15 protein-coding genes and 1 pseudogene are annotated in these 11,721 nt (G+C 72.5%); 10 read left to right on the forward strand and 6 right to left on the reverse strand.

Going from position 1 to position 11,721, the window contains the following annotated elements:
- Positions 1 to 971, reverse strand: a 971-nt coding sequence (locus ACFU6K_RS16060) for a hypothetical protein (RefSeq protein WP_380663525.1), incomplete at its 3' end; no start/stop codon positions are given.
- 710 nt (positions 972 to 1,681) lie between these two features.
- Between ACFU6K_RS16060 and ACFU6K_RS16065 the strand changes: the two genes are divergently transcribed.
- The 5 genes from ACFU6K_RS16065 to ACFU6K_RS16085 all read left to right on the forward strand — a co-directional run bounded on the left by ACFU6K_RS16065 (position 1,682) and on the right by ACFU6K_RS16085 (position 6,160).
- On the forward strand, positions 1,682 to 1,939 hold the full coding sequence (locus ACFU6K_RS16065; RefSeq protein ID WP_380663526.1) for a hypothetical protein: 258 nt from the start codon (positions 1,682 to 1,684) through the stop codon (positions 1,937 to 1,939).
- 84 nt (positions 1,940 to 2,023) lie between these two features.
- Positions 2,024 to 2,764, forward strand: coding sequence for a hypothetical protein (locus ACFU6K_RS16070; RefSeq protein WP_380663528.1), 741 nt, complete (start codon positions 2,024 to 2,026; stop codon positions 2,762 to 2,764).
- A gap of 2 nt (positions 2,765 to 2,766) precedes the next feature.
- Complete coding sequence (locus ACFU6K_RS16075; protein ID WP_380663529.1) at positions 2,767 to 4,068, forward strand: UDP-N-acetylglucosamine 1-carboxyvinyltransferase; 1,302 nt, start codon at positions 2,767 to 2,769, stop codon at positions 4,066 to 4,068.
- Between the two features lie 2 nt (positions 4,069 to 4,070).
- Positions 4,071 to 5,114 (forward strand): serine hydrolase domain-containing protein, encoded by a 1,044-nt coding sequence (locus ACFU6K_RS16080; protein ID WP_380663531.1) that lies wholly within the window; start codon positions 4,071 to 4,073, stop codon positions 5,112 to 5,114.
- Between the two features lie 11 nt (positions 5,115 to 5,125).
- On the forward strand, positions 5,126 to 6,160 hold the full coding sequence (locus tag ACFU6K_RS16085; protein ID WP_380663532.1) for a UDP-N-acetylmuramate dehydrogenase: 1,035 nt from the start codon (positions 5,126 to 5,128) through the stop codon (positions 6,158 to 6,160).
- A 43-nt stretch (positions 6,161 to 6,203) separates the two neighbouring features.
- Here the strand turns inward: ACFU6K_RS16085 and ACFU6K_RS16090 are convergent.
- The 5 genes and pseudogenes from ACFU6K_RS16090 to ACFU6K_RS16110 form a co-directional block, all read right to left on the reverse strand.
- A pseudogene (locus tag ACFU6K_RS16090) lies at positions 6,204 to 6,356 on the reverse strand (DUF6296 family protein); the annotation flags it as partial.
- A 156-nt stretch (positions 6,357 to 6,512) separates the two neighbouring features.
- Positions 6,513 to 6,911, reverse strand: coding sequence for a DUF2267 domain-containing protein (locus tag ACFU6K_RS16095; RefSeq protein WP_380663534.1), 399 nt, complete (start codon positions 6,909 to 6,911; stop codon positions 6,513 to 6,515).
- Between the two features lie 64 nt (positions 6,912 to 6,975).
- Positions 6,976 to 7,380, reverse strand: coding sequence for a DUF2267 domain-containing protein (locus ACFU6K_RS16100; protein WP_380663535.1), 405 nt, complete (start codon positions 7,378 to 7,380; stop codon positions 6,976 to 6,978).
- Between the two features lie 80 nt (positions 7,381 to 7,460).
- Positions 7,461 to 7,754: an STAS domain-containing protein gene (locus tag ACFU6K_RS16105; RefSeq protein WP_380663537.1), complete on the reverse strand. Its 294-nt coding sequence runs from the start codon at positions 7,752 to 7,754 to the stop codon at positions 7,461 to 7,463.
- 131 nt (positions 7,755 to 7,885) lie between these two features.
- Positions 7,886 to 8,320 (reverse strand): Hsp20/alpha crystallin family protein, encoded by a 435-nt coding sequence (locus ACFU6K_RS16110; RefSeq protein ID WP_380663538.1) that lies wholly within the window; start codon positions 8,318 to 8,320, stop codon positions 7,886 to 7,888.
- A gap of 109 nt (positions 8,321 to 8,429) precedes the next feature.
- On the opposite strand from ACFU6K_RS16110, the gene ACFU6K_RS16115 reads away from it, so the two are divergent.
- The 5 genes from ACFU6K_RS16115 to ACFU6K_RS16135 all read left to right on the forward strand — a co-directional run.
- Positions 8,430 to 9,119 (forward strand): type III effector protein, encoded by a 690-nt coding sequence (locus ACFU6K_RS16115; RefSeq protein WP_380663540.1) that lies wholly within the window; start codon positions 8,430 to 8,432, stop codon positions 9,117 to 9,119.
- On the forward strand, positions 9,094 to 9,348 hold the full coding sequence (locus tag ACFU6K_RS16120) for a hypothetical protein (protein WP_380663541.1): 255 nt from the start codon (positions 9,094 to 9,096) through the stop codon (positions 9,346 to 9,348). Before ACFU6K_RS16115 ends, ACFU6K_RS16120 begins: the two co-directional genes overlap by 26 nt.
- Before the next feature lie 121 nt (positions 9,349 to 9,469).
- On the forward strand, positions 9,470 to 9,982 hold the full coding sequence (locus ACFU6K_RS16125) for a DinB family protein (protein WP_380663543.1): 513 nt from the start codon (positions 9,470 to 9,472) through the stop codon (positions 9,980 to 9,982).
- Between the two features lie 192 nt (positions 9,983 to 10,174).
- Complete coding sequence (locus ACFU6K_RS16130; RefSeq protein ID WP_380663544.1) at positions 10,175 to 10,819, forward strand: TIGR03085 family metal-binding protein; 645 nt, start codon at positions 10,175 to 10,177, stop codon at positions 10,817 to 10,819.
- A 125-nt stretch (positions 10,820 to 10,944) separates the two neighbouring features.
- Positions 10,945 to 11,721 (forward strand): VOC family protein (locus ACFU6K_RS16135; RefSeq protein WP_380663546.1); only part of this gene is annotated, 777 nt, incomplete at its 3' end.

An 11,721-nucleotide genomic window follows, 5' to 3' on the forward strand; every position in this document is an offset into this window, starting at 1 on the left:
GCGGTGAAGGCCTCGATCTCCTCGCGCAGACCGGCCGCCGCACCGCCGTTGCGGCGGCCGTCGCCTCGCAGGGCGGCGTGGACGCGTTGGGCACTGCTGACGATGCCGAAGTTCCTCTGTTCGGTGGGGAGGTCGAGCACGGGGCGGACAGCCTCGGCGGCGCCTTCGATCTCGCCGCGGGCGATACGGGCGAGGGCGAGGTCGGTCTGGGCACCTGCCTGGTCGCCGAAGGCCCACTCGTCCTCGGTGGCGTTGCGGTAGGCGGTGACGGCGACTTCGGACTGGATCTCGCCGAGGGACGCGTCTTCCCCGAGCTGCACGGTGGCCTCGGCGACGTAGTAGAGCTGGCGGGGCACCGGGAAGGTCATGATGCCGCCGAAGGCGTCCAGATCGTCGGGCTCGACGGCTGCACGAGCGTCCTCGGCCCGCTGGATGGCCGTGCGGGTGGCCTCACCATCGCCGAGAAGGGAGTGGGCACGGGCGGAGAGGCAGGCCAACCAGACGCCGGTGGTGCCGTGAACCTCGCCGGCCGTGCTCTGCCCGAGGGCGGCGTAGTCGGCGGCCTCGCCGGGGCGGCCGGCCCAGTAGGAGATCAGCGACTGGAGCGAGCGGACCCAGGCGCGCATGGCGTGGTGGTCAGCGTTGTCGGCGCAGACGAAGGCGGTGCGGGCCTGCATCATGGCGGCGCTCGGATTGCCCAGGTCGTGGCTGGCCTTGGCGAGCATGCCGGAGGTGATCCCGGCGAGCAGGTACAGCTCTCGGGCCTGCGACGGCTTGACCCGTCCGTGCTCCAGCAACTGGAAGGTGAGGTCCTGGACCTCGACCAGGTCGCCGAGCAGGGTCGGCAGTGCCAGCTTCGGGTAGGCGACGGTCAGCCGCCGTACCTCGTCGTTGATCTGGCCCAGGGTCTCCGAGCCGATGCTGCTGCCCTCCGCCATCGCGGTGAACCGAAGCGCACGACGAGCCGCCATCGTGACCTGCCTTTCCAATTCCGTGGTGCCCGCATCGAAGCGGGGATCGCTGTTGGACGGGCCACCGACAGGCAGTGCCGCTGCCTGCTCGGATGGAAGGAGGACAGAGACCGGCCGTGGCGGCGGGACGGCGAACGAGGCGGCAGCGGGCACGGATACGGAGCCGGCCGGTGCGGGCGCGAGGAGCTGCACGACGCTGACACCGAACATGGCCTCCAGCACTCGGCACTGGTCCGGGTAGGGGCGGGTCTTCACCGCGCCGCCGTACCAGCGCTCGAACTGCCGCTTGGAGACCGACAAGCCCCGGAGCCGGGGGTCGTGCTCCTGCTCAGCGGCCGAGTTCGCCGTCGCCTCGAACCGGAGACGGAAGGTCTCGTAGACCTGCCAGTGCCGCTGAAGCGTCAAAACCCGTAAGAGTGTGGGAGTTTCGACCACTGCGGATCCTCTCCGTCCCCATTCGTCTGCTCTGACGATAGCCATGGTCCGGCGACAGGAAACGCGTTCGGAGACCGTACGAGCCAGATGACGGCAGCCATGACGGCGGTCATGACGCACGACGTCGTCTGCCGTGCGAACCAGCTCCGGCGACGACGACGCCATGACGGCGGCGATGTCGTATCCATGCCCGATCCCCCGCCGCCATGCTGAACAGCCTTCGCAGTCCGCGCACAACCGACAGCGAAGCGTGAGATCGAGGTGGGAGGGATCCGATGGACAACGCCACGACCGAGCACACCGCCGAAGCGCCGACCCTGGCGGATAGCGCGACGCACGCAACCGCCGAAGAAGGCCGGGTCTCTCGCACCGAGCGTCGCCCGGGGCTGACCATCCGCACGTTCAGCATCGCCCAGGACGGCACCCGCTACGACGACTCCGGCGTGACCAGCGCCTACCCGGGCCCCGACGAGTACGTCGCCCGGATCGAGGTCTGGCCCGCCTGCGTCTGCCCACAGCATCGCGCCGGCTGATCCGCGCGAGTCGCACCCACCGACACGGGGGTGCAACAACGCCCCAACCCTTTTCCACTCGCTCGCCCGAGAGGATAACCAGCCATGCACTGGCTGACCGACGCGCCCGCGCTGCACACCGAACTGGAGCGCATCGACTACCGCACCACCCCCGCGTACTACTTCGACACCGAGCAGATCACCGACCCGGTGGTGCTGCACCTGCTGAGCCGCTGCCCGACCGTGTTCGGCATCAAGAAGGCCGTCACCGACCTGCTGGCCGGCAACCTGGACATCCCGCTGCCGGAGGCCACCGGGGCCATCGAGCCCGGCGCCACCGTTCGGGGCCACGTGATCGTGGCGCCCGGGGCCGTCATCGCCGAGGGCGCGTTCGTCACCGGCCCGGTGCTGGTCTGCTCCGGCGCGGTGATCGAGGCCGGCGCCCGGGTGCGCGACAACACCGTCGTCGGCCCCGGCTGCCGCATCGGCTTCGGCGCCGAGGTCACCCGCTCCTTGCTGACCGGCGGGGTCTTCATGAAGCACACCAGCTTCGTCGGGGACTCCGTGCTCGGCCTCGGCGTCAACATCGGCGCGTTCGTGTCCACCACCGGCCTGCGGGTCACCACCGGACCGGTCACCGAACCGGCCACCGAAGAGGTCTGCGCTCACCTCGACGGCCGGCGAATCGCCACCGGCCAGACGAAGTTCGGCGCGGTGGTCGGCGATGGCGTGATCGTTCCCGCCGGCACCGTGCTCCAGCCCGCCACCCTGATCGGCGCGCACACCCTGCTCTACCCGAAGACCCAGGTCGGGGGCTTCTTCCCGGCCGGAAGCCAGGGAAGGTGACCATGCCCACCACCGACACCACGACGGCCGACCAGCGGGCCGTGCGGATCACCGGCGGCCGTCGCCTGGCCGGGACCGCCGCCGTCCAGGGCAGCAAGAACATCGCCCTGCACCTGTACGCCGCCGCGATCCTCGCCGACGACCCGCTCACCCTGGCCGGTGCACCCGAGATCCTGGATACCTTGGTCGTCGCCGACATCCTGCACCACACCGGCACCCGCGCCACCGTGACCGGCGACGAGTTCGCCATCCGACCGGCCGACGCCTACTTCCCCGTCATCCCGGACGACCTCGGACGGCGCATCCGCACCACCGCGGTGATGGGCGGCGCCCTGCTGGCCCGCGCCGGCAAGGTCACCTTCCCCACCCCCGGCGGGGACGCCTTCTGCGCCCGTTACATCGACCGGCACCTGGCCGCGATGGAAGCCTCCGGGGCCGAGGTCGAGGTGAGCCGGGGCCGGGTGCGGGCCCGCTTCACCGGCAAGCGGCTGCCGTTCATCACCGACGCCGAGACCCGCTCCTGGGGACCGAGCCTGGGCGCGACGGTCACCGCGATGCTGCTGGCCGCCCGCACCCCGGGCACCTCCGCGATCCTCAACCCCAGTGTGGAGCCCGAGGTCACCCACACCGCCGCCCTGCTCTCGCAGGCGGGCGTCGGCATCGAGTGGCGAGGCAGGACAGCCCTGAACGTCACCGGCACCGACCGCATCCGGGGCGGGGTGTTCACCGTTCCACCGGACCGGCTGGAGGCCGCCACCCTCGCGCTGGCCGCCGCCATCACCGGCGGCACCGTCCACCTGGACGGCTTCCCGCCGGCCGCCTTCCCGGACGGGCTGGTGTCGGTGTTCGCCGACGCCGGAATCCAGCTCGACCCACTGGACGGCGGCACGGCCGTCAGCACCCCGGCCGGGCCTCGGCCGGTACAGATGGCCACCGGCCCGCACCCCGGCTTCCCGACCGACGTGCAGCCACAGCTGACCGCCTTCCTCACCCAGGCCGAGGGCACCTCCCGCATCGACGAGCGGATCTACACCCAGCGCGACACCCACCTGTCGGCCCTGGCCGCGTTCGGCGCCGCCGTCAACGCGACCGGCTCGGTCATCACCGTCCGGGGCCGGTCCGCCCTCACCGGCGCCGGCGTGGCTGGGGAGGACATCCGGGCGGTGACCGCTCTCGTGATCGCCGCCCTCGCCGCCGAGGGCACCTCTACGATCCGAGGGATGTACCACCTGCGGCGCGGATACGGCAGCCTGCTGCCGAAGTTGGCCGCGCTCGGTGCCGACCTGACGATCGACCAGGAGTAGCCGTGACCAACACCGTGCCGTGGAAGCCGAACGCGCTCGCCGACCTGCGCGAGTGCCTGGACCTGATGACCGCTGACGGCACCGTGCCCGGCGGAGTCATCGCCCACGGCACGTTCGACACCGAGCCCGGGTACCTGGCCTCCGGCGTCGTCGCCCCCGAGTGCGACGACGCCCGGCCGGGGCCGGACACGGTGTACGACGTGGCCTCGCTGACCAAGGTCCTGGCCACCTGGCCGCTCGTCGGCACCTCCCTCTTGGACGGCTTCACCCTGGACACCCCGATCCGCGAACTGCTGCCCGACATCCCGGCCGACGCCCCCGGCGGCCGGGTCACGCCTCGGCAGCTCCTCGCCCACACCTCCGGTCTCCGCGCCGACACCCGCCTCGACCAGTACCGCAACCGCACCGAACCGCTGGCCCAACTGATCTGCGGAGAGGCCCTGATCGCCGACCCCGGAGCCGGTCACCGCTACATCAACCGGGGCTTCATCCTCCTCGGCCTGGCCCTGGCCCACTACCGCTGCCGGCGCCTGGACGAGCTGGCAGCCGAGCTCTGGCAGCACCTCGGCATGCCCAGCACGACCTACGGACCGGTGCCCCGCTCCGTCCGGGTCGCCCCGACCGAGCAGCGCCTGCCCGGCGGCCCCCGGCTGTGGGGCATGCCGCACGACGACAACGCCGCCCTGCTCGGCGGAGTCGCCGGCCACGCCGGGGTGTTCACCACCCCGGCCGACCTCGCCGCCTTCGCCACCCATCTGCTGACCCCGCACGCTGCCGGTGCTCCCCTGGGCCGCTGGCTCGCACACAGCATGCAACCGCAGGCCGCGATCGAACCGGGCCTCGACCGTGGCCTGGCCTGGATCCTCGCCGACGAGGGCCGGGTCGCCTACCACCACGGCTTCACCGGGACCAGCCTCTACCTCGCCCCGGCCACCGGCCGCTACCTGGCCATCTGCACGAACGCCGTCTACCACCACCAGGACAACCGCACCCGCCTCGCCCCGCTGCGGGCCCTCGCCCTGAAGGCGATCACCGACGAACCCTAGGAGGACCACCCGTGCCCGGCACCACGCTCGCGTCCCTCACCACTCTGCGGCTCGGCGGCCCGGCCGGCGACGTCCTGCAGGTCGCCCACCCCGACGACTGGTTCGAACTGGTCCGTACGATCGGCGACCGGCAGGAGGACGCGCCCCTCACCCTCGGCCACGGCAGCAATGTCATCGCCTCCGACGCCGGCCACGAAGGCAGCGTCGCCGTGATGAACACCCGGGGCATCACCGTGAAGCGGGTGGACGACGACACGGTGGCCGCGACCGTCCAGGCCGGCCACCCGCTCGCCGACCTCGTCCAGTGGGCCGCAGCCGAACACCTTGCCGGAATCGAGTGCCTGGCCGGCATACCCGGCACCACCGGCGCCGCCCCCGTCCAGAACGCCGGCGCCTACGGCCAGCAGGTCTCCGACGCCCTCGACCATCTCACCGCCTGGGACTGGGACATGGGCCGCCTGCGGACCCTACCCGCCCAGGCGTGCCGCCTCCGCCACCGCGACAGCCGCTTCAAGAACGACCCGGGCCGCTGGACCATCCTCACCGCGACGTTCCACCTCACCCGCTCACCGGCTGCCCCGATCACCTACCAGCCGCTCGCCGACGAACTCGGCGTCCACATCGGCGCCCGACCGCCCGTGGCCGAGGTGGCCACCGCCATCCTCGCCAACCGCCACCGCCGTGGACTCCTCCTCGACCCCCACGGTCCCGATGCCCGCCAGGCCGGATCGGTCTTCCTCAACCCACCCGTCACCGCCGCCCAGGCCGCCCGTTGGTCGGCTGCCGACTGCCCGGTCCACACCGACAGCGACGGGCAGTTGCGGGCCAGCGCCGGCTGGCTGCTGGAGCACACCGGCTACCGCCCCGGCTACAAGATCGCAGACGGCATCCGCTGCTCGGAACACCGCACCCTCACCCTCACCGCCCACGACGGAGCGACCGCGACGGGCTTCACCCAGGCCCTCACCGAACTCTCGGTCCAGGTCGAGATCGCAACGGGGATCAAGCTCCGGCCCGAGCCGACGTCGGTCGGCGCCTGGACATGAGGAGCCTCGTGGGAACCAAGACCTCCATGCGCGGAATGCCTGTTCACCGCACGCATGGCTGCCGGCGTCGAGCCCATCCCTGTCGAGCAGTACCGGCAGACCGGCCGAGCATGGTGAGCGGCCGGGCCGCATCTCCTTCGATCGCCGCCCGGAATGCGCCCACCTGGTCTGCGTACACCGGTCCCCCGGCAGCGGTGTACGCGCCGGTGAGGTGAACGACGAGCTCGGGAGGCCCATGCCGGCCGGGCGGGCCGGGTGACCGCGTGGCGCTGGGGCCTGTCCATCGGTCACCTCGCCTCTTCCGGTGTGCGGTTCGATGCCTGCCAGGGCAGCGCGGAGCGCTCCCGCTGCTTCAGGCGACGGCGGCCAGGTCCGCGCGGCCGAACAGCAGGGCGTAGCCGCGGGGCAGCTGGGCGAGGAGGCGGTCGGTGAGGTCGTCGTCGGTGAGGGTGGTGAGGGCGGCCAGGACGGAGGAGGCGTCCCAGCGGGCGGCAGTGAGGCTGGTGCCCAGGGTGTGGGCGAGGCTTTCGACGAAGGCGGGGGCGGTGACGGGCGACGGGAGGGGGATCTGGGCGGCGAGGACGGCGCGAGCCCGTTCGGGCAGGACTGCGGCGAGGTCGCAGCGTTCGTCGCCGGTGAGCTGGGAGCCGAGGAGGGCCAGGACGGCGTCGAGGACCCGTTCGGCTTCCTCGTCGGTGGTGTATCGGCCGAGGTTGCGGACGTGCTGGAGGAGGTGGCGGTAGCGGGTCATGACCGTGGAGCCTTCCAGGGGCCGGCCGCCGGGCGGGCCGGCGGCGCGTGAGGGGTGGTCGGGGTCAGGGTCGTGTCCCTGCGGTCGGGCGGCCGAACAGCAGGTCGTAGCCGGGCGGCAGCTGGAGCAGGACCTGGTCCATGAGGTCGTCGCCGGCGGCGTCGGCCACCGTGGACAGGACGGCGCCGATGTCCCACAGGGCCGTGGCCTCGGTGGCGCCCTCGATCCAGGCCGCGGTCGCGCGCACGAACCGCTCGGCGTTGAGGGGCTCGGCGGTCTGCAGCGGGTTGAGCAGGATCAGGGCCATGGTCTCGGGCAGTCGGGCGGCCAGTTCGGCCCGCACCTCGCCGACCAGATGGGCGCCGAGCAGGGCCAGGACCACCCGGGCGGCCCGCTCGGCCTCCTGCGGGCTGTCGTACTCACCACGTTCCCGGACCTCCTCCAGGAACGCCTCCCATCGAAGCGTCATCGCGGTTCTCCCTCCGTCCCGAGGCCCGACGCGGTCCCAAGGCCCGACGCCGTCCCGAGGCCCGACGCGCCCGGGCGGCCTCAAGGCTCGACGGCCAGGCGCCGGTGCAGACCGGTCAGCTTGAGCAGCCGCATCACGCGGCGGCCGGCCCCGCGCAGGACCAGGCGGGCACCGTACCGGTCGGCCTGGTTGCGGGCCCGGACCAGGGCGCCCAGGCCCGCGCAGTCCATGAACGTCACCTCCGACAGATCCAGCACCACCTCCCGGTGTGACTCGAGCGCGGTGGCCAGAGCACGGCGCAGCGAGGGTGCGGCGTCGAGGTCGATCTCGCCGTTCGCTCGCACGACGAAGGACTGGTTGCTCTGGCCGTTCATGGCGTTTCCGCGTCGTGTGCGGGGAGGCCGGTCCGGACGGGGCCGGCCCGGCGGTCGAGGGGTGTTCCGGCCGCCCCTTTCGATCGAGGGGGAGAGATCGGGGGCGGCCGGAACGGCATCGGGGGAACGGGTCAGGCCTGAATCTGCTTGCGGCTTCCGCTGTGGCTGATCGCGACCTTGCGGGGCTTGGCCTTCTCGGCGACCGGGATCTTCAGGGTCAGCACGCCGGCGTCGTAGTCGGCGGTGATCCCGGCGGGGTCGAGGGTGTCGGAGAGCATGACCTGGCGGGAGAACACGCCGAGGGGGCGCTCGGACAGCTCCCACTTGACGCCCTCGCCTTCCTGGCGCGGGCGGCGCTCGGCCTTGACGGTCACCATGTTCCGCTCGACGTCGATGTCGATCGCCTCCGGGTCGACCCCCGGCAGGTCGAAGCAGATCACGTACTCGTCGCCGGTCCGGTAGGCGTCCAGCGGCATCGGCGTCGGACGCGACCAGGTGCCGGTCGTGTTGAGGAACTGCTGGGTCAGCCGGTCCAGCTCGCGGAACGGGTCAGTGCGCAGCAGCATTGCGAAACACCTCCATGGATCGAATGGGTGCCAGTGCGCTTCACCTGACTCCTTTCTAGCGCGTCATCCATCCGATGACAAGTTGCCGTGTCGCCTATAGAGTGACGGCATGAGCGAGAAGTCCCGCAGAGCCGCCCCCGACGCCTCCCCGCCGGTCGGGCCCGCCTCGTTCCTGGCGGCCGCGACGGCGCTGGCCGCCATCGACGACGCCGTCCGCACCGCCCAGAACCCCGCGTCCCAGCCCCCGACCGCCCCTGACGAGCACAGTGGCCCCGAGCAGGCCCTGGCTGCACTGGTCCTGCTGCGCGAGCTGCGCGGCCGGCTCGCCGGCTGGGAAGCCGGCCTGGTGGAGAGCGCCCGGGAGGCCGGCGCCACCTGGGCCGACCTCGCCCAGCCGATGGGCGTGGCCAGCCGCCAGGCCGCCGAGAACCGCTACCTGCGCCTCAAGCCCGCCACCGCCGACGCTTCGCGGTCCGGCACCGGTGCCGAACGGGTCAAGGCCGTCCGCGACCGGCGGGCCGCCGACCGATCGGTCACCGTCTGGGCCCGCGACCACGCCGCCGAGCTGCGGGTCCTCGCCGCCCGGATCACCACGGCCGCACTCGCTCCCGGCGCCCGTCCCGCCCAGGCCGCCCTGACCGCCGCCCTCGGCGCCACCGACCCCGCCGACCTGATAGCGCCTCTCGCCGCCGTCCGCCCCCACCTCGGCGCCGACCAGGACGACCTCGCCACCCGCCTCGACGCGCTCACCCACCACACCACCCAGCTCCGCGATGACAGCGACCGACGCCGCGCCTGACCCTGTCGCCGCCACCGAAAGGCGCTGGCAGGACCTCCTGGACCGGATCCACGACCTCGAAACACGAGTGGCCGCGACCACGAGCACCGTCAACGCCACCCTCGACCACCACCTCGCCCGCCTCGACGCCCTGCGCCGGCACCTCGCCCACCCCGACTGGCCACTGCCCGCCCCCGAGCCGGGCACGTCCCCCACCTCGGCCACCCGGACGCCTACGCACAGCGCATGACCGGCTTCATCGAAGGAGTCAACCGGACTGCCCAGTGCCGCATCAGTCCACGGTCGCCCTGTAGTGAGGTGTCGTGAGGCCCCGCCTGTCGACGGCTCCGGACACTGGCGATAATCAACCGATGAGTGCCATCGATCGCCCCATGCCGCCCCTGAACGCCGACGAGCGTACGACGCTTGAAAGTTGGCTTGACTTTCACCGCACCACACTGGCCATGAAGTGCGAGGGGCTGGACGACGAGCAGGCCGCCGCGGCGTCCGTGCCGCCGTCCGGCTTCACGTTGACCGGCCTCGTCCAGCACATGGCGGAGGTTGAGCGGAACTGGTTCCGTCGCGTGTTCGCCGGCGAACAGGCTCCGCCCATCTACGACCCGCAGGCCGACCCGGATGGTCCCGACGGTGGTTTCGATGTGGCTGAGGGCGCCACCCTGAGCGACGCCCTCGCCACCTGGCACGCGGAGATCGCCCGCGCCCGTGAGAACTGTGCCGACCGTGCCCTGACCGATACGGGGCGCTTCATGGAGCAGGACGTCAACCTTCGCTGGATCTACGTCCACATGATCGAGGAGTACGCCCGCCACAACGGCCACGCCGACCTGGTGCGGGAACGCGTCGACGGCACTACCGGCGTGTAGCGCCGGATCAGGCAGTGTCGGCCCGGTCGACGACCGCGCTCAGGCGCCGGTCGTCGGCGTGGCGGCTTCGCCAGACGATGCATCGGCGATGCGTGCTGCCCTGTTCGCCCGGGGTGGGGCATCAGGTTGGGCGACCCGAACTCGTCCAAGCGGACCGGGCCCGGTGGGCAACTGAGCCCATAGGCTGACGGCATGTCGAACCACGCCCTCGCCGAACGCCACCGGCTCGCCCGACTCCTCACCGCCGCCGGGCCGAACGCCCCCACTCTCTGTGAGGGGTGGACGACCCGGGACCTGGCCGCGCACCTGGTGATCCGGGAGCGGCGGCCTGATGCCGCGGCCGGTATCCGGGTCGGGGCGCTGGCCGGGTGGACGCGGCGGGTGCAGGACGGGTACGCCGAGCGGCCGTACGAGGAGCTGGTGCGGCTGTTCCGGGCCGGGCCGCCGGTCTACTCGCCGTTCGCCCTGCCCGGCGCCGACGAGGCGGCGAACACCGTCGAGTACTTCGTCCACGCCGAGGACGTGCTGCGCGCGGCCGACGACTGGACCCCGCAGCCCGTCCCGCCCGGCCGCGCCGAGGCCCTCTGGCGCCGCCTCCCCATGATCGCCCGCCTGGAGGCCGGCCGCCGCTCCCCCGTCCGACTGGCGCTCGTCCACCCCGACGGCCGTTCCCTCACCGTCGGCCCCGCCGGCTCCCCCACCGTCCGCCTCACCGGCGAACCCGCCGAGCTCGTCCTCTTCACCTACGGCCGCGGCGCCCGGACCACCCTCGCCGTCGACGGCGACCCCGACGCCCTCGAAGCCCTCCGCCACGTCCTGCCGCTGCCCCCGAAGTAGCGGAGGAGCGGGAGCCGGCGGCCTCCCCCGGCTGCGGATGTCAGACCCCGGGTGCAGACTCGCAGGTGGCCGGGGTCCGATCCGGGCAAGCCCGGCCGTCCCCTCCGTCGAAGGGCACCCCGCACATGCTCACCACCGACTTCCCCATCGGCTCGCCCTGCTGGATCGACCTGGGCAGCCCGGACATCCCCGCCACCGCCGCGTTCTACAACAAGGTGTTCGGCTGGACGTTCCTGGAGATCCCCGGGACCGGCGGCTACGGGTTCGTCCAGCTGGACGGCAGGACCGTCGGCGCCATCGGCAACCTCGACCAGGGCGCGCGGTCCGCGTGGACGACGTACTTCCGCACCGCCGACGCAGACGCCACCACCAAGGCGGCCGAGCAGACCGGCGCCACCGTCCGCGTGCCGCCGTCGGACGTCATGCAGGAGGGGAGGTTCGCCGCGCTCACCGATCCGCAGGGCGCCGACTTCGCCGTCTGGCAGGCCGGGAACACCACGGGGCTGGACGCGGTGTCCGAGGAGGGCGCCCTGGTCTGGGCCGAGCTGCACACCTCCGCCCCGGACGTCGCCTTCGCCTACTACGAGAAGCTGTTCGGCTGGCGGATGGAGAACTTCGAGCCGTCGCCGGGCATGAGCTACCGGGTGGTCTCCACCGCCGAGGGCGACCAGCGGGCCACCAGCTTCGGCGGCATCGCGCCGACCATGTCCCCGGCGCAGCCCTCCGCCTGGACGCCGTACTTCGCGACCGCGGACGTGGACGCGCGGGTGGCCAAGGCGACGGCGGCCGGCGGCTCGGTGCTGATGGGGCCCGAGAACGTGAAGAACGTCGGCCGGATCGCGTGGGTCGCGGACCCGAACGGCGCCCCGTTCGCGCTGATCAAGGGCGACCCGAACCAGGCC

It is taken from the genome of Kitasatospora sp. NPDC057512 (genome assembly GCF_042802135.1).
In the GTDB taxonomy this organism is placed as follows: Bacteria; Actinomycetota; Actinomycetes; order Streptomycetales; family Streptomycetaceae; genus Kitasatospora.

Coding starts and splice junctions, on each gene's coding strand:
- ACFU6K_RS16070 (WP_380663528.1), top strand. CDS start 2,024: ATGCACTGGCTGACCGACGCGCCCGCGCTGCACACCGAACTGGAGCGC.
- ACFU6K_RS16120 (WP_380663541.1), top strand. CDS start 9,094: ATGACAGCGACCGACGCCGCGCCTGACCCTGTCGCCGCCACCGAAAGG.
- ACFU6K_RS16130 (WP_380663544.1), top strand. CDS start 10,175: ATGTCGAACCACGCCCTCGCCGAACGCCACCGGCTCGCCCGACTCCTC.
- ACFU6K_RS16075 (WP_380663529.1), top strand. CDS start 2,767: ATGCCCACCACCGACACCACGACGGCCGACCAGCGGGCCGTGCGGATC.
- ACFU6K_RS16095 (WP_380663534.1), bottom strand. CDS start 6,911: ATGACCCGCTACCGCCACCTCCTCCAGCACGTCCGCAACCTCGGCCGA.
- ACFU6K_RS16110 (WP_380663538.1), bottom strand. CDS start 8,320: ATGCTGCTGCGCACTGACCCGTTCCGCGAGCTGGACCGGCTGACCCAG.
- ACFU6K_RS16100 (WP_380663535.1), bottom strand. CDS start 7,380: ATGACGCTTCGATGGGAGGCGTTCCTGGAGGAGGTCCGGGAACGTGGT.
- ACFU6K_RS16115 (WP_380663540.1), top strand. CDS start 8,430: ATGAGCGAGAAGTCCCGCAGAGCCGCCCCCGACGCCTCCCCGCCGGTC.
- ACFU6K_RS16065 (WP_380663526.1), top strand. CDS start 1,682: ATGGACAACGCCACGACCGAGCACACCGCCGAAGCGCCGACCCTGGCG.
- ACFU6K_RS16125 (WP_380663543.1), top strand. CDS start 9,470: ATGAGTGCCATCGATCGCCCCATGCCGCCCCTGAACGCCGACGAGCGT.
- ACFU6K_RS16105 (WP_380663537.1), bottom strand. CDS start 7,754: ATGAACGGCCAGAGCAACCAGTCCTTCGTCGTGCGAGCGAACGGCGAG.